Source organism: Dryocola mayonis (assembly GCF_051307045.1).
Classification (GTDB): Bacteria; Pseudomonadota; Gammaproteobacteria; order Enterobacterales; family Enterobacteriaceae; genus Dryocola.
Genome location: NZ_CP150452.1, coordinates 1,753,232 through 1,769,533, shown reverse-complemented (window position 1 = coordinate 1,769,533; position 16,302 = coordinate 1,753,232). Strand labels below are relative to the sequence as shown.

The window sequence follows — 16,302 nt, the reverse complement described above, 5'->3', positions numbered from 1 at the left end:
TTTTATCGGTTACCAATAAATATGAACCCTAACAGTATTGCTTCTGAAGCTCCCTTCCTGGCTGACAACCTGGCGCTGGATTTCATCAACAGTGAATACCGGGCAGGTGAGGAACTGCATGACAGCCTGCACGACGATCGCAGCGTATTAAACTGGCTTACGCTGGCGGGTGTATTATCTGGCAGTACTGAAACGCCGCCCGGGCTGCTGGCAGAGGCCCCGTCAGCTTCGTGACGCCTCCAGGGCCGTGGTGAACGCCGCGCTGAACGGCAAGACAGCAGATCTTACGGTTGTCAATCAGGTACTTGAGACGGGCCGCCCTGTGAGGAAGCTGAGATGGGATAACGACGCTCAGCAATTTCGGGTCGACGTTCATCAAAGAGACGGCAGTCCGGCAAGCCTGCTGTGGCCGGTCGCCGATGCTCTGGTAAATCTCATCACCAGCGATAAATTCGAATTCGTCCGCCAGTGTGAGGCTCATGACTGTATTCTCCTCTTCCACGACCTGAGTAAATCGCATCGCCGCCGCTGGTGCAGTATGGCTACCTGCGGCAATCGTATGAAAGTGGCGGCGTTTCGCTCAAGGAAAAAACCTGAACAGAGCTGAACACCGTATTTACGAGCCACCTGAGCTGCGCCGTCACGCTCGCTTGCGGTTTTGGGTTCAGGTGCCCGAACCTGAGAAGCATCAAGCCAGAATGTATCAACGTAGCTATAAGGAAACGATAAGCAGCCGGACGTAGATGCACGATCTGCTATTGGCGAAGAGCGGACGTTCGGCATGAATTCTTCCTGGTGAACAGTATGCCAATTAATGGAGTAATCACGTAGCCGCTCGTCTTGACGGCTATACTCCCGGACGATTATCGCTGAGGTTTGGCCCGGCAATTAAGTGCGGTCCGCATTCTTCAACCTCCCGCTTCCGTCATTTCTGCTGTCTCAAGCCGTTCATCTATACTGACTATTGCAGCGATCATGCATCCCAGTGCTCAGATGAAAAGCGCTTAAATAACGTGACCGTGTAAATGCGTTAATTAAACAGAGTATTCCTGGCTTACCACCAATAAAGCTTAAAGCATAAAAAACTTTTATTTATTCCGGAGATAATTAATGAAAATAACTGAGTTTGTTTATTCCGCATTAATTGGCCTTGTCGCCAGCTGCCGTTCCATGACGCCGATGGCGGCCATCGCTGCAGCGCGCATTAGCGGGCGCGACACATCGGGCCGCCTTTTACTGCTGGACCATCCGCTATTCAAATTCGGCGCGTTAGCGATGGGTGTAGGTGAACTCTTTGGCGACAAGATGAAGTCAGCGCCAGACCGCACCGTGTTTTTGGGCCTGGCAGCACGCACGGCGAGTGCAGGGATTGCGGGTGCCGCGTTGGCTCCCGGCGGAAAAGAAAAAACCGGGGCAGCAATCGCTATCTCTGCCGCCGTGCCACTTGCCTATGTCACGCTTGCGGCACGCAAAAAGGCCATGGAAGAGATGGGGCAGACCAGAAGTGGCCTGATTGAAGATACGCTCATCGTTGCTATCGGAGCAGCAGTGGTCTTCTTCGCAACGCGCCCAAATCGTCTTTAAACGCACTCACTCCTCAAAGGATAGTCCCGGCAAGCCATCATGAAGGAGTCAGTGAATGCTTCTGGCACACAGCGGACAACCGGGAGGTCCGCTTTGTGCGAAGAGCAGAAGTTGGCGCTTATCACACAAATCAGGGTCGAGTATCCAACAGGCGCTGTTCCAGAACAGTATTGGTAACAGGATTTATACTTCATTCCTGATGCGGAAGCACGCAGGATGGCGTTGGATAAAATTGGTGCGATTGAAGGCGGGACCCGAACCCAGGCACACCTCGCAGGCTATGTAATCAAAACTTGATCAAAGAGAAAATCATGAGAAAAATAGTTTCATTTGTCCATGTGTCGCTGGATGGCTTTGTCGCTACTACCGCTGAGGGCCCGGCGGGTCTGGCCTGGATAAGCATAAGCCCCGACTTGTTTGAATACGTGGAGCAGCGGATTCAGCAGACCGATACCGCCTTATATGGGCGCACCACCTACCAGATGATGGAGTCGTACTGGCCAACTGCTGCCGATAAGCCTGACGCCAGTCCGCATGACCATGCGCATTCGCGTTGGTATAAATCTGCCCACAAAGTGGTGTTGTCGAAAACCCTGTTGGAAAAAAATCACCCTAATACGCAAATTATCAGCAGCAATTTAAGCGACGAAATCAACAAGCTCAGGCATAGCGCGGGCAGCGAAATCTTAATGTTTGGCAGTCCCTCAGCGACTCACGCGCTAATGGCGGAAAACCTTATCGATGAGTATTGGCTATTCGTCAATCCGATTCTGCTGGGGCAAGGCATTCCCTTGTTTAAAAACATAAAAGACAGAACCTCACTCAGGCTGGTGAATAGTAAAGTTTTCTCGTCGGGCGTAGTGTGCCTGCAATACGAGGTGAAACGAAATTAATAATGTAATGTTCTGATAGTTCTGCAAGAGGAAAAATAACTTCGAACGGCTGCATTTCTGCGAATGCGTAGCCAATCGATGTTTTACGGTATGTGTTCGACTCTGATTGACAATAGCACCTAAGGGTCAGCAACGTCCGCTTCTGGCACAGAGCGGATCTTTAGTTGCAAAAAACATCAAAAGTCACATGTACAAGGCACTGATACAGAGCAAAAATTTTTCTGGCTAATTGGAGCATCAGACCATTACCAGAACAGTACCATTCTTTCATAAGGATGTTTCATACAGGCACTGAGGCGGCTATCCAAATCGCCATCATGAATTTCCAGCTTATGCCTATCAGATCCAGGAAGGAGATAGATTTTTCTTCACTCTTATTTGTTTTCCACTCTGTCACGCCCGTTGATTTCAGGTGAGTAGCAAATGCATCAAAGTCTTCGCTACCGATGCTGAAGGCGTAGTGAGTGTAATTTTCATACGAAGCAATAACATCAGCAGAAAGACACAGCTAAAGGTAAGCCCCTGTAGCCCCTCTGGCCTTAAGCGTAAAGCCAGGCGTGTTGACGTAAAAATCAAAACTTCTTGAAATATCACTGACTGCAATGGTTATGTGATTCAATCCACTTAGCATGCGAAACCTCTTCTGCAGAATATGGGCAGCCATGAGCGAAAAGCATACACGTTTAAACAGGAGAAAGGCGATGATTTCAAAGGACAATGCAGAGCATTATGTCTGGGGTGATAATTGTGACGGTTGGTATCTGTTAAACCGCTCGGACATGTTAATTATTCACGAAAAAATGCCTTCCGGCACTCACGAAAAACGACACTTTCACTCCGTTTCCAGACAGTTCTTCTTTGTGCTTCAGGGTGTCCTGACGATGGAGCTTGATGGTAACAAACATGAAATCAGGGCCCACCAGGGATTAGAAATTCCGCCGGGGATAAAGCATCAAGCCAGAAATGACGGACAATCTTCCGTAGAATTTATTGTAATCTCTCACCCGACAACACGAGGCGATCGTTCAGATATTCTATCCTCATGACGACAGTTCCTTCTCTGGCGAAAAAGCTGCCTGCCCGTATGGCGGCTCAGCAATGCGCTACGCATTTGGTGGTTTTTAACTTCCGCTCCTGGCACCAAACCGACATGCCCAAAAGGCGTAAGGTCTGCCATATCGCATTGCCTTCAGTTATGCAGAGGCAGTCAGGCAACGATGTAAGCATGAATAAAATCAGCGTGGTTTAATTAACGGGAAACTGGTTATCTGGCGCAAAAGCTGGTCCCGGCCAATAAGCCTGTGCAACAAGGCAAACCAATCTCAGCGCTAAAACTGCGTTGAAAACATCCGTGGTCAGGTCAGATTCAAACCGAACTGGCGACACAGGGCAGCTTTGCCACTGTCGGTCACGGTCACTTCACGATATCCCTGCGTGCAGTTTATCCATCCTTTCTGCAGAAAAAGCGTCATCAGCGCCGAACCTGCATCTCCTCCAAGATGGAAGCGTCTTTCGCTCCAGTCGAGGCATGCACGGCAGGCCCTGCGGCGCGGACGTGGCGCAAGCACTGCGCCAAGGTTCTGAAAATGGGATTTTCCGGCCGCCGTCAGCGCAGCGCCGTCAGCCTCAAGCCATTTTTCCTGCAGCATAAACTCGTAAATATTTACAGCGAGTTCTCCTGCCAAATGGTCATAACAGGTACGTGCGTAACGCAGATATGTCGGCGTCCGGGGCGCAGGGGAAGTGAAGACATGCATGGAAACCCCCATCAGGTTTTCCAGCAGCCCGGCGATATGTTGTCCCGCAAGGCTGTAATAGCGGTGCCGCCCTTGCGTCAGGCAGATAACCAGCCCGTTGTTAAGAAGCCGGGTAAGATGTCCGCTGGTCGTGGATGCGGCAATGCCCGCTACCGCGCTGAGTTCGGTCGCTGTCCACGCGCGCCCATCCATCAGGGCGCACAGAATACTGACCCTTGACGGGTCAGATATGGCAGAAGCGACCAGCGACATATATTTTTCAAGAGAATCTTCCGGCTCACTGTCGCATTCGGTTTTTAGAAAGTTCATTCAGTGGCTATTGCCCATTTTCGTGTGGCTTCCGCGGCCCGGGTATCATCATCCGTAAGCAGAATAAGTCGGTTACTGTGATCGCTGTACTGTACCAGAATGTTAATACCATGCCGGGCGATTGTGTCAGCGATTTCCCCCAGCTCTCCCGGGCGTTCCTGAGACAGTTTTCTTATCAAAGGGCGGCACAGATTTCTGACGTCAAAGCCCGCAGCAGTCAGAACCTTACGGGCTTTCTCACCGTCTTCAACAAGAAAATGCGCGTGCCCGGCTTCCGGCGTTGAAAACACGCCTCCTCCTTCAAGGCCAATACCGCTGATGCCCAGCACATTGCCGAGCAGGGCGAGCGAACCCGGGGTGTTACTGAGGATTACGTGAATATCATACATGCGGATGCGCCTGCTTATCAGAAGAGTAATCACGAGATACGCTGGCAACGCGTATTCTGTAGAATGAAAAAATCGACCTTTTACCTTCTTTCTGCGCTGCCAGATGCATAACATTTTGCTTCCATCCAGCCACAGCGTTTTCATCTTCCCACCATGATAAAGAAAGGATTTTTCCCGATGTACTCAGGCTCTGGAAGCGCTCAATAGAAATAAATCCTGGCGTGTCCGACAACAGTGGCTTCAGCTCGGCCGCAAGCTGAAGATACCGTTCCTGTGCTTCTGGCAAGGCTTCCGCCTCAAAAATCACCGCAATCATTCGTCTGCCTCCTGGTTAATTTTCAGAAAGCTTATTACCGACGAAAGTACGATGCTTCGGTTAGCGCCGAAGTATGGCTGCGCCATGGAAGCCAGTTAGCAAACGCGGGAATCAATATTAACCCGCCAACTACACACGGCATGGCTTTCCGGATGCTGCGCAGGGAGACAGAGAATATTGTCGAAGCCCTGGATCCAGGGCTTAAGGCTTGTCGTGAGGAAGAGCAGAATAGGGGTGAACGGCAATACGCATTGGCGGCTCGGCCAGCAGACTGATTATCTCGTCGCGGAGTTCGTCGGCTAAGGAGCTGTTTTCGTAGCTGTCTTTCGCCGCAGCTGACTTAAACACCTCCATGTTCCAGAGGACATCCGGGTCTTCGTCTTCGCGGGCAAGGATGTAACGGTCGGAAGCCGCGGATTTTATCATGCCAGCCGTGGCCAGCTCGAACAGTTTGTCGCCCATGCCTGGTTTGGCTCGCATACGGATGATGTAGGCTGGTTGCTGCTGCAAAGACATAAATTATCCTGTCGTGTTGCGGTTTAGTTGGATAAACATATCGCTAATTACCCGCAAGAGCAAAAGCGGCGCCAAAGGCAAAGGTTTCGCGCCGTTTAACATATCGCAGATGCTTCCCGTTCAAGCCATTCCAGAAACAGATTGAATGCCGATGACTTATCAACGTCGGGCGCGATTAAAGCCACGTATTTGCTTCCTTTAACCTCGACCGGCAAGGGGGCGAGAAGCCTTTTCTCTTTTAAATCATGCGCAAGGGTTGGCAGCCCGCCCATACCTACTCCGACACCGTCAATGACCGCCTGAAGACTTATATAATTGTGTTCAAAGCGCTGAAAGCGCAGCGGCCGCAAAGCTTCGATGCCGGCTTTTTTCATCCATCTTTCCCACTCCCCCACCCGCGTATGCGACGCAATAACCACCTGTGAGGCGAGATCTTCAGGCTTATCTAAAACCTGCCTGGCTAAAAGTTTCGGGGCGGCAATCAGCGTGAGCCGTTCTTCGAACAACGGTCGTTTATCAAAATAACGCCATTCGGGCTTGTCCAACGGCTCTCTTCGAATCAAGACGTCAAAGCCTGACAGCCCTTTTACCTCCGAGCTGTTTGATGTGGACACCGAAACGTCAATGTCAGGATGCCGGGTATGGAATTCCGGCAGGCGAGGTATCAACCAGTGCATCGCGAAAGTGGTCTGGGCGTTTACTTTTATGACCCTGGTATTCGGTGTTTTTCCGAAGCGCATTGAGGCGTCGCTGATAATGTCGAAGGCGGCGCTGATTTCCGCGGCATACGCGCGGGCATGTTCGGCGGCAACGCTGCGTTGCCCCTGGCGCTCAAATAAAGGTTGCCCTAACCACTCTTCCAGCAGTTTGATCTGCCTGCTGACGGCGCCGTGGGTGATGCCTAACTCCTCGGCTGCGGCACTGAGGCTGCTTGCATGCGCCGCCGTCTCGAACAGCCTCAATGCATTTAACGGCGGCAGATTTCGTTTTTTCATCTGTGACTTTTTGTCTCATAACCGGTCATTATTAATCGATATTATGATCTAAACACACGCAATAAGATGAGGGCCCTGCAATAAAAAATCAGGTAGTCATGGAAATTTATATCTGTGTAACCGTCATTGCGATGTTTGCCGGAGCAGTGAGTGGGATAGTGGGCACAGGCTCTTCTTTGCTTTTGCTGCCCGCGATGGTCAGCAGTTTCGGGCCCAAAGCGGCCATACCGATAATGGCCGTAGCCGCTATTATTGGTAACCTCTCCCGCATAGCGGTCTGGTGGGGCGAGATCGACTGGCGCGCAACGCTTGCCTATATATTACCCGGCGTGCCGGCAGCTTCGTTGGGCGCTCATGTGCTGCTCGCTCTGCCCGCATGGACGATAGACTGCGCGTTAGGCATTTTCTTCTGGATGATGATCCCGGTCCGCCGGCGCCTGAAAAACAACCGATGGACGCTTTCGATAAAGCAGTTGGGGTTCTGTGGAGGATGCGTTGGTTTCCTGACCGGCCTGGTGCTGTCGACAGGCCCGGTGAGCGTGCCGATTTTTACGGCCTATGGGTTAAGCGGCGGAGCTTTTATTGGCACGGAAGCGGCGAGCGCCCTTCTTCTGTACGTGAGTAAAGCCGGTACATTTGCTCTTCAGGATGCGCTTTCGGTACGGGTCGCACTCACGGGAGTATTCGTCGGCGGCGGCATTTTGCTTGGCACCCTGAGCAGTAAGACTTTAGTAAGAAGATTATCCGCGACACATTTTTCAGCGCTGATTGACGTCATTCTGTTAATTTCCGGGGCAGGATTATTATATAGCGCCTGGGGTGAAAAATAATTCCGCCGCGGCCGGATAACGCTGCCCCTCTGCGGGGCAAGCCATATAAATAAAGCGTGAAGCAATCACCGGACGCGGAGTTACGCTGGGAAAGATTTTCCTGCAATTATAATTATTAGCGTTTCGCCAGTTTTTGTACTTCAGCCCAGACTCCGTCATCAGCCGGAATACCATTGGCGCTGAAATTAACGCGATTACGCAGCGCCATTTCGCCAGGATAAAATACGTCGCGCTGGCCTTCCGCTGGCATTGAGCCTTTAACATACTCCGCCACGCTTGCCGCCATCGCCTTGCTGAACTCTATTCCGCCAAAATGCTTCGGATCGAACACCATAAATACCTGGCTTGCGCCGGTACAGCTGCCCTGCTGGATTTTATCGATTTCATTGGTTGGAGAGCCTGCCGTCAGGAACGCGGCCATTACGTCAAGCAGGATAGCCATCCCGGAACCTTTCCAGTAACCGGTCGGCAGAATGCGCATGGATTCTTCAATCGGCCCCGGCTCGTCCGTCAGATTGCCATCCTTGTCAAACCCGCCGGGGAAAGGCAGTTTTTCGCCCTTCAGGCGTGTTACCTGAAGCTTGCCGTAGGCGTACTGGGACATAGCCATATCCAGCACCAGCGCCCCTTCTGTCATGGGTACCGCCATCACGTAAGGATTATTGCCCAGGCGAGGATTTTTGGCGCCCCATGCCGGCATGCAGGATTCGGTATTGGTCCAGCAGATAGCCGCGTAGCCTTTTTCAGCGGCTTTCCAGCCGTAAGTGCCGCCGCGCATCCAGTGGGTGGTATTACGCAGACCGACAATACCGACACCCTGTTCGCTTGCCAGCGTCATCGCCCTTTCAACAGCAAACAAAGCGTTAGTGATGCCAATACCGCGCTGGCCGTCGTAAATTTCGATGCTGCCGATAGATTTCACTTTTTCAGGTTCAGCGTGAATATCTACCCAGCCCTTTTTCACGTAATCAACAAAACGCGCCACGCGGTTAAGGCCATGCGAGAAAATACCGTCGCAGCTGGCTTCCGTGTGGATCTGAGCGCAAATATCAGCCTGTGATTCAGACAAGCCGGCGTTTAAAAATGCCTGCTTAACGGTTTGCTTCATTTCGTCAAATTTTACCACTGCCATCATATCTCCTTAATATTAACCAGTTAACTGTTTGATTTTCGGGAAAGGCGGCACGTTACCATTACTACATCCCTGGCGATTTTCACCCGTGTTCCTTTCAGTATGCTTTTTTGCTGGAAATCAAGTTATGCCCCGCACCATTACCATACAAGTATGCGCAACGTGAAACATGCCCGGCTTCACAAAAAAGACACTGGGGGCTGAAGTAAAAGAGAGAAGATAAGGACGGCAAAAAGAGCCAACTGCCTGCTATGCTTAGGGTTTTCCAAAGAGACATTAAGACGCGATATTGTTCAGCGAAAGTTATAAATCCTTGACCCGGCGTGACAAACTCCTTTTCGCCTGATGAAAATCATTCGCATTCGCCAGCCTTTATGATAAGTTGCATTAAAAATACAACTTATCATGGAGACGCAGACATGAGCGCAAGTGAGAAAGCCGGACACACCTTCTTAGCAAGCCTTGGGAAGACCCGTTTGCGGCCCGGCGGCGCTGAGGCGACCGAGTGGTTGTTCAACCAGTCAAACCTCACGCCGGAGAGCATAGTGCTGGAAGTCGCCTGCAATATGGGCACCACCTCCATCGAGCTGGCGCAGCGCTTTGGCTGCAGGATATACGCCGTCGATATGGATAAAAACGCGTTGATGAAGGCGCGGCAAAACGTCGCTGCCGCCGGTCTGCAGGATAAAATCCAGGTGCTGGAAGCCAACGCCACCAGGCTGCCCTTCGCCGACGATGCCTTCGACGTAGTGATTAACGAAGCGATGCTCACCATGTATGTGGACAAAGCCAAAACCCGGCTGATCGATGAGTACTATCGGGTGCTCAAACCCGGCGGTCGCCTGCTGACGCACGACATCATGTTTACCCGCGAACGCCTGGAGGCGGGCGGGCAGACGCAGCTGGAAGAGATTGTGAAATCCAACGTCAGCCCGATGACCCACGCTTCGTGGAAAGAGCTGTTTATCGCCAGCGGTTTCCGGTCGGTCAATACCCACCACGGCGCGATGTCCCTGATGTCACCAAGGGGGCTGATTCGCGACGAAGGCCTGGCGCGCACGGCGAAAATCCTGTTTAACGGCCTGCGCACCCGTGAGAACCGGACGCGCTTTTTGGGGATGTTCCGCTTCTTCCGCCGTAACCGCCATCAGCTGAACTATATCGCCTGCTGCTCGCGGAAATAAATCTCCCGCGCCGAGCTGTATCAGTGCTTACCGCGCCCACGCAAACCATGACGAAGATGCCCCGGCAAGCTGTACTCCCCTATAAACAAAAAGGGGCTTGCCGCCCCCTTTCTTTTAACCTGATAAATAAAGCGCCAGCCAAAGCCAGCACCCAATTCAACGGTTATCCCCGCTGCGCCGTCAGCTCGGCAATACGCACGATCACCGCCACCGCTTTTTCCATCCCTTCCAGCGTGACAAACTCGTGTTTGCCGTGGTAGTTGTAGCCGCCGGTGAACAGGTTCGGACACGGCAGGCCTTTAAAGGACAGCTGCGCGCCGTCGGTGCCGCCGCGGATGGGTTTCATGATCGGCTCGATGTCGCAGTCGAGCATGGCCTGGCGCGCCACATCCACAATGTACGGGTGCTCCGCCACTTTCTCGCGCATGTTGTAGTAGCTGTCTTCAATAACCAGCTCGATGTAGCAGTCCGGATGCAGGCCTTTGCCCACTTTCCTGGCGATATCCATCATTTTGCGTTTGCGCGCTTCAAACTGCTCGCGGTCAAAATCGCGAATGATGTAGTGCATCTCCGCTTTATCTACCGAACCTTTAATGCCGTGCAGATGATAAAACCCTTCGTAGCCTTCGGTGCACTCCGGGCTTTCGTTAGCCGGCACCTCCGCGTGAATGCGGGCGGCGAGCGAGAGCGCATTTACCATCACGCCTTTGGCCGTGCCCGGATGGACGTTGTTGCCGACGATTTTGATGGTTACCGACGCGGCGTTGAAGTTTTCGCATTCCAGCTCGCCCACGCCGCCGCCGTCTACGGTATAGGCCCAGCGGGCATCAAAGGCCTCCACGTCAAAGTATTTCGCGCCCTTGCCTACCTCTTCATCCGGCGTGAAGGCCACGCGAATATCGCCGTGCGGGATATTTTTTTCTTTCAGTACCGCCAGCGCCGTCATGATTTCCGCCACGCCCGCTTTATCGTCGGCGCCCAGCAGCGTTTTACCGTCGGTGGTGATAAGCGTCTGCCCCAGCAGCTGGTGCAAAACGGGGAACATCACCGGCGAGAGCACCTCGTCGCCGATGCCCAGCGCGATATCTCCGCCGCGATAATTCTCGACGATCTGCGGATTAACGTTTTTGCCGGTGAAATCCGGCGCGGTATCAACATGAGAGATAAAGCCAATGGCCGGAACCGTTTTTGCGATATTAGACGCAAGCGTGCCCATAACGGTACCGTGCTCGCCTAAGGTGACGTTTACCAGCCCCAGCTCTTCCATCTGCTCTTTTAGTAAACGCAACAGCTTCCACTGCCCTTCGGTGCTCGGCACCTGTTTAACGCCGGGCTTAGACTGAGTATCCAGTGAGACGTAATGCAAAAAACGCTCAAGTAATTTATCCATTTAGCCACCCTCATCTTTTGTGACGTTATTATCATTAAGGCGCTGACGTTAAATATTGCGTCAGGTCACTTTTAGCCCGGTACGCGCGAAAATAGTCATCTTCGCAGCCAATGCATTAAACGTAGTTGAAATACAGGCACATCGGGACATCAAGGATTGGCGATTTCAGGACTTTGCCGTAGAATGCCAGCCCTTATTGAATGTGCCAGACCTCAAGGTGGTTACTCACAAACCCCGCATCAATGGATCATCCGATGCGTTATTTATGGGACAGCGTAAAAAATTGAATACACAGCAACGTTTGCTCTCACCGCTGGTGCGCCTTGCGGGTGTCGGCAAGGGCTTTGATGGTAAAACCGTTATTTCGGACTTCTCGCTCACCATTAATCATGGTGAGTTCCTGACGCTGCTCGGCCCTTCCGGCTGCGGCAAAACCACCGTTCTGCGCCTGATTGCCGGGCTGGAAAACGTCGATACGGGCACCATTTCGCTCGAAGACCAGGACATCACAAACGTTGCGGCGGAGCATCGCCACGTCAACACCGTATTCCAGAGCTATGCCCTGTTTCCGCATATGACCGTGTTTGAGAACGTCGCCTTCGGCCTGAGGATGCAAAAAACCCCCGCCGCCGACATTACCCCGCGCGTGACGGAAGCCCTGAAGATGGTGCAGCTCGAATCCTTTGCGCAACGCCTGCCCCACCAGCTTTCCGGCGGCCAGCAGCAGCGCGTTGCCATCGCCCGCGCGGTGGTCAATAAACCCCGCCTGCTGCTGCTCGATGAATCCCTTTCCGCGCTGGACTACAAGCTGCGCAAGCAGATGCAGAACGAGCTGAAAGCGCTGCAGCGCAAGCTTGGCATCACCTTCGTATTCGTCACCCACGATCAGGAAGAGGCGCTGACGATGTCGGACCGTATCGTGGTGATGCGCGACGGCCGTATCGAGCAGGACGGCACGCCGCGTGAAATCTATGAAGAGCCGAAGAACCTGTTCGTGGCGAGCTTCATTGGCGAGATCAATATTTTCCACGCGACCGTTATCGAGCGCATCGACGAACAGCGCGTGCGGGCAAACGTAGAAGGCCGCGAATGCAATATTTTCGCCGGGCTGCCGGTGACGCCGGGGCAAAAGCTGAACGTCCTGCTGCGCCCGGAGGACCTGCGCGTTGAAGAGATCAACGACACAAGCGTGGCCGACGGCCTGATTGGCTACGTGCGCGAGCGCAACTATAAAGGGATGACGCTTGAGTCGAGCGTCGAGCTGGAAAACGGCAAGATGGTGATGGTGAGCGAGTTCTTTAACGAAGACGATCCGGACTTCGATCACTCCCTCGATCAGAAAATGGCCGTGACCTGGGTTGAAAGCTGGGAGGTTGTGCTGGCTGATGAAAAACTCGCGTAAGTTCCAGAACGGGGTGATCGCCACCGTTGTCGGCTGGCTGGTGCTGTTCGTTTTCCTGCCTAACCTGATGATTATCGGCACCAGTTTCCTGACCCGCGACGATGCGAATTTTGTCAGCATGGTTTTCACGCTGGATAACTACGCGCGTCTGGCCGATCCGCTCTACGCCCAGGTGCTGCTGCACTCGCTTAATATGGCGCTGATAGCAACGCTTGCCTGCCTGGCGCTGGGCTATCCCTTTGCCTGGTTTCTGGCCCGCCTGCCGGAACGCGTGCGTCCGCTGCTGCTGTTCCTGCTTATCGTGCCCTTCTGGACCAACTCGCTGATCCGCATCTACGGGCTGAAAATCTTTCTTAGCACCAAAGGCTACCTCAACGCCTTTCTGCTGTGGCTTGGGGTTATCGATACGCCCATTCGCATCATGTATACCGAAAGCGCGGTTATCCTCGGGCTAATCTATATCCTGCTGCCGTTTATGGTGATGCCGCTGTACTCCAGCATCGAGAAGCTCGACAAGCCGCTGCTGGAAGCGGCGCGCGACCTCGGCGCCGGCAAGCTGCAAACCTTTATACGCATCATTCTTCCGCTGACCATGCCGGGCATTATTGCCGGCTGTTTGCTGGTGATGCTGCCGGCGATGGGGCTGTTCTACGTTTCCGATCTAATGGGCGGGGCAAAAAACCTGCTGATCGGCAACGTGATTAAAATCCAGTTCCTGAACATTCGCGACTGGCCGTTTGGCGCGGCCACCAGCATCACGCTTACGCTGGTGATGGGCTTTATGCTGCTGATTTACTGGCGTGCGGCGCGCCTGCTTAACAAAAAGGTGGAATTAGAATGATCGGTCGCCTGTTTCGCTCTGTCTTTATGACCGCCGTCTATGCCTGGCTTTACATCCCGATAATCATTCTGATCGTCAACTCCTTCAACAGTTCGCGCTTCGGCATCAACTGGCAGGGGTTTACCACCGGCTGGTACAGCCTGCTGGTAAATAACGACAGCCTGCTGCAGGCCGCGCAGCACTCCCTGACGATGGCCGTGTTTTCCGCCACTTTCGCCACGCTGATTGGCTCGCTGACGGCGGTCGCGCTGTATCGCTATCGCTTTCGCGGCAAGCCTTTCGTTAGCGGCATGCTGTTTGTGGTGATGATGTCGCCGGATATCGTGATGGCGATTTCCCTGCTGGTGCTGTTTATGCTGCTGGGCATTTCGCTCGGCTTCTGGTCGCTGCTGTTCTCGCATATCACCTTCTGCCTGCCGTTTGTGGTGGTGACCGTCTATTCGCGCCTGAAAGGCTTTGATGTGCGGATGCTGGAAGCGGCGAAAGATCTGGGCGCCGGCGAGATAACCATTCTGCGCAAAATCATCATGCCGCTGGCGATGCCCGCCGTCGCCGCCGGCTGGCTGCTCAGCTTTACCCTGTCGATGGACGACGTGGTGGTCTCCTCGTTTGTTACCGGGCCGAGCTATGAAATCTTACCGTTGAAGATCTATTCGATGGTGAAGGTCGGCGTGTCGCCCGAGGTGAACGCGCTGGCAACCATTTTATTAGTACTGTCGCTGGTTCTGGTTCTGGCCCTCCCAGCTCATCCTTCGTGATAAAACTAAAATTCAGGGGACGTTTAAATGAAAAAATGGTCACGCCACCTGCTTGCTGCGGGCGCTCTGGCGCTTGGCGTCAGCGCCGCGCATGCCGACGACGGCAAGACGCTGTACTTCTACAACTGGACCGAGTACGTGCCGCCGGGCCTGCTTGAGCAGTTCACCAAAGAGACGGGCATTAAAGTTATCTATTCGACCTACGAGTCGAATGAAACCATGTACGCCAAGCTCAAAACCTACAAGGACGGCGCCTACGATTTGGTGGTGCCGTCCACCTACTTTGTGGCGAAGATGCGCAAAGAAGGGATGATCCAGAAGATCGACAAGAGCAGGCTGAGCAACTTTAAAAATCTCGACCCGGAGATGCTGAACAAGCCGTTCGATCCGAATAACGACTACTCCATTCCGTATATCTGGGGCGCTACCGCCATCGGCGTTAACAGCGAGGCTATCGATCCGAAGACGGTGACCAGCTGGGCGGACCTGTGGAAGCCGGAATACAAGCAGAGCCTGCTGCTGACCGACGATGCGCGCGAGGTCTTCCAGGTGGCGCTGCGCAAGCTGGGCTATTCCGGCAATACCACCGATCCGAAAGAGATCGAGGCGGCGTACCACGAGCTGCAAAAACTGATGCCGAACGTTGCGGCGTTCAACTCCGATAACCCGGCGAATCCGTACATGGAAGGCGAAGTGAACCTCGGCATGGTGTGGAACGGCTCCGCGTACGTCGCGCGCCAGTCCGGCACGCAGCTGGATATCGTCTGGCCGAAGGAAGGCGGCATTTTCTGGATGGATAACCTGTCCATTCCGGCAAATGCGAAAAACGTCGACGGCGCGCTGAAGCTGATTAACTTCCTGCTGCGCCCGGACGTGGCGAAACAGGTTGCCGAAACCATCGGCTACCCGACGCCAAACCTCGAAGCGCGCAAGCTGCTGCCAAAAGAAGTGGCGGAAGATAAAACGCTGTATCCGGACGAAGCGGTGCTGAAGAACGGGGAGTGGCAGAACGACGTGGGCGACGCCAGCGCGCTCTATGAGTCTTACTACCAGAAGCTGAAGGCGGGACGCTAACGCTAAAAGCGGTGGATGACGCTGCGTTTATCCGCCCTACGGAGATTTGTAGGGCGGATAATACAGTCTTCTGTAGGACGGATAAGCCTGCGCCATCCGCCTTATTTGCACAGCCCTTTCAGTAGCCTTTCCACATACTCCGGCACCACTTCGCTCGCCAGTCCGTAATGCTTCTCTTCGAACTCGCTGCCCACCTGGCTTGGCTCAAGGTTCAGCTCAACGGTATGCGCGCCCTGTAAACGCGCCTCGTGTACGAAACCTGCCGCCGGATAAACGTGGGCCCGAGGTGCCGATGGCGATGAAATAATCCGCCGTTGCCAGCGCCTGATAAATATCGTCCATGCCCAGCGGCATTTCACCAAACCACACCACGTGCGGGCGCAGCGGCGCAGAAAGCTGGCAGCAGTGGCAGCGGTCTTCCAGGGTCACGTCGCCCTTCCACTCTAGTATCTGGCCGCTTTGCGCGCAGCGCACTTTCAGCAGCTCGCCGTGCATATGGATGATGTTTTTGTTGCCCGCGCGTTCGTGCAGGTTGTCGATATTCTGCGTCACCAGCATGAAATGGTCGCCAAGCTCCTCTTCGAGCCTCGCCAGCGCCAGATGGGCGGCGTTGGGCTTGATTTCAGCCTGCTGGAGCTGCCGGCGGCGAGCGTTGTAAAACGCCTGCACCAGGGCGGGATCGCGGGCAAAGCCTTCCGGCGTGGCGACGTCCTCCACGCGGTGCTCTTCCCACAGGCCATCCGTTGCGCGAAAGGTCCGAATCCCCGACTCGGCGGAGATGCCCGCGCCGGTCAGTACCACTACTCTTGGTTTTTCCATCGCTTCAGGTCCAGGTATGTCTCTGAAAAAAGCACGCTGGCGCAAACGCTGGCGCAGCAGACGTTTATTTTTGCGAAACCGGCTCAGCCGGTGTTGTCGACGCGATAGCATAT

General features: G+C 53.7%; 15 protein-coding genes and 4 pseudogenes. 10 read left to right on the top strand and 9 right to left on the bottom strand.

Going from position 1 to position 16,302, the window contains the following annotated elements:
* Positions 1 to 21 precede the first annotated feature (21 nt).
* From WLO32_RS08580 to WLO32_RS08570, 3 genes and pseudogenes are all read left to right on the top strand, one after another.
* Positions 22 to 607: pseudogene (locus WLO32_RS08580) on the top strand (CGNR zinc finger domain-containing protein).
* 503 nt (positions 608 to 1,110) lie between these two features.
* Positions 1,111 to 1,584, top strand: coding sequence for a hypothetical protein (locus tag WLO32_RS08575; protein ID WP_435947943.1), 474 nt, complete (start codon positions 1,111 to 1,113; stop codon positions 1,582 to 1,584).
* A gap of 311 nt (positions 1,585 to 1,895) precedes the next feature.
* A complete protein-coding gene (locus WLO32_RS08570) occupies positions 1,896 to 2,477 on the top strand; it encodes a dihydrofolate reductase family protein (RefSeq protein ID WP_435947942.1) in 582 nt (193 codons plus the stop codon).
* Positions 2,478 to 2,722: 245 nt separating this feature from the next.
* On the opposite strand, the pseudogene WLO32_RS08565 reads toward WLO32_RS08570, so the two are convergent.
* Positions 2,723 to 3,108: pseudogene (locus tag WLO32_RS08565) on the bottom strand (VOC family protein).
* A gap of 70 nt (positions 3,109 to 3,178) precedes the next feature.
* Between WLO32_RS08565 and WLO32_RS08560 the strand changes: the two are divergent.
* Complete coding sequence (locus WLO32_RS08560) at positions 3,179 to 3,523, top strand: cupin domain-containing protein (protein ID WP_435947941.1); 345 nt, start codon at positions 3,179 to 3,181, stop codon at positions 3,521 to 3,523.
* Between the two features lie 309 nt (positions 3,524 to 3,832).
* Here the strand turns inward: WLO32_RS08560 and WLO32_RS08555 are convergent, their stop codons facing one another.
* The 5 genes from WLO32_RS08555 to WLO32_RS08535 form a co-directional block, all read right to left on the bottom strand.
* Positions 3,833 to 4,543, bottom strand: coding sequence for an ArsR/SmtB family transcription factor (locus WLO32_RS08555; RefSeq protein ID WP_435947940.1), 711 nt, complete (start codon positions 4,541 to 4,543; stop codon positions 3,833 to 3,835).
* Complete coding sequence (locus WLO32_RS08550) at positions 4,540 to 4,932, bottom strand: amino acid-binding protein (RefSeq protein WP_435947939.1); 393 nt, start codon at positions 4,930 to 4,932, stop codon at positions 4,540 to 4,542. The genes WLO32_RS08555 and WLO32_RS08550 overlap by 4 nt, the downstream gene beginning before the upstream one ends.
* Positions 4,925 to 5,248, bottom strand: coding sequence for an antibiotic biosynthesis monooxygenase family protein (locus WLO32_RS08545; protein WP_435947938.1), 324 nt, complete (start codon positions 5,246 to 5,248; stop codon positions 4,925 to 4,927). The genes WLO32_RS08550 and WLO32_RS08545 overlap by 8 nt, the downstream gene beginning before the upstream one ends.
* A gap of 201 nt (positions 5,249 to 5,449) precedes the next feature.
* Positions 5,450 to 5,764, bottom strand: a complete 315-nt coding sequence (locus WLO32_RS08540) for a putative quinol monooxygenase (RefSeq protein WP_435947937.1) — start codon at positions 5,762 to 5,764, stop codon at positions 5,450 to 5,452.
* A gap of 95 nt (positions 5,765 to 5,859) precedes the next feature.
* Complete coding sequence (locus tag WLO32_RS08535) at positions 5,860 to 6,759, bottom strand: LysR substrate-binding domain-containing protein (protein ID WP_435947936.1); 900 nt, start codon at positions 6,757 to 6,759, stop codon at positions 5,860 to 5,862.
* 98 nt (positions 6,760 to 6,857) lie between these two features.
* Here WLO32_RS08535 and WLO32_RS08530 point away from each other — a divergent pair, with 98 nt between their 5' ends.
* A complete protein-coding gene (locus WLO32_RS08530; RefSeq protein WP_435947935.1) occupies positions 6,858 to 7,589 on the top strand; it encodes a sulfite exporter TauE/SafE family protein in 732 nt (243 codons plus the stop codon).
* A gap of 115 nt (positions 7,590 to 7,704) precedes the next feature.
* Here WLO32_RS08530 and yiaK read toward each other — a convergent pair whose 3' ends face one another.
* Positions 7,705 to 8,721: a 3-dehydro-L-gulonate 2-dehydrogenase gene (gene yiaK / locus WLO32_RS08525; protein WP_435947934.1), complete on the bottom strand. Its 1,017-nt coding sequence runs from the start codon at positions 8,719 to 8,721 to the stop codon at positions 7,705 to 7,707.
* Positions 8,722 to 9,140: 419 nt separating this feature from the next.
* Between yiaK and WLO32_RS08520 the strand changes: the two genes are divergently transcribed.
* Positions 9,141 to 9,905, top strand: coding sequence for a class I SAM-dependent methyltransferase (locus WLO32_RS08520; RefSeq protein ID WP_435947933.1), 765 nt, complete (start codon positions 9,141 to 9,143; stop codon positions 9,903 to 9,905).
* Between the two features lie 163 nt (positions 9,906 to 10,068).
* Here the strand turns inward: WLO32_RS08520 and pepT are convergent, their stop codons facing one another.
* Positions 10,069 to 11,295, bottom strand: coding sequence for a peptidase T (gene pepT, locus WLO32_RS08515; RefSeq protein ID WP_435947932.1), 1,227 nt, complete (start codon positions 11,293 to 11,295; stop codon positions 10,069 to 10,071).
* 265 nt (positions 11,296 to 11,560) lie between these two features.
* On the opposite strand from pepT, the gene potA reads away from it, so the two are divergent.
* The 4 genes and pseudogenes from potA (at position 11,561) to potD (ending at position 15,370) form a co-directional block, all read left to right on the top strand.
* Positions 11,561 to 12,697 carry a spermidine/putrescine ABC transporter ATP-binding protein PotA gene (potA, locus tag WLO32_RS08510; RefSeq protein WP_435947931.1) on the top strand — a complete coding sequence of 379 codons (1,137 nt, stop codon included), beginning with the start codon at positions 11,561 to 11,563 and terminating at the stop codon, positions 12,695 to 12,697.
* Positions 12,681 to 13,538 (top strand): spermidine/putrescine ABC transporter permease PotB, encoded by an 858-nt coding sequence (potB, locus tag WLO32_RS08505; RefSeq protein WP_435947930.1) that lies wholly within the window; start codon positions 12,681 to 12,683, stop codon positions 13,536 to 13,538. Before potA ends, potB begins: the two co-directional genes overlap by 17 nt.
* Positions 13,535 to 14,327 (top strand): annotated as a pseudogene (gene potC, locus WLO32_RS08500) (spermidine/putrescine ABC transporter permease PotC). The gene potB and the pseudogene potC overlap by 4 nt, the downstream one beginning before the upstream one ends.
* On the top strand, positions 14,324 to 15,370 hold the full coding sequence (gene potD, locus WLO32_RS08495) for a spermidine/putrescine ABC transporter substrate-binding protein PotD (RefSeq protein WP_435947929.1): 1,047 nt from the start codon (positions 14,324 to 14,326) through the stop codon (positions 15,368 to 15,370). The pseudogene potC and the gene potD overlap by 4 nt, the downstream one beginning before the upstream one ends.
* Positions 15,371 to 15,471: 101 nt before the next feature.
* Here the strand turns inward: potD and cobB are convergent.
* Positions 15,472 to 16,300 (bottom strand): annotated as a pseudogene (cobB, locus tag WLO32_RS08490) (Sir2 family NAD+-dependent deacetylase).
* Positions 16,301 to 16,302: the final 2 nt, after the last annotated feature.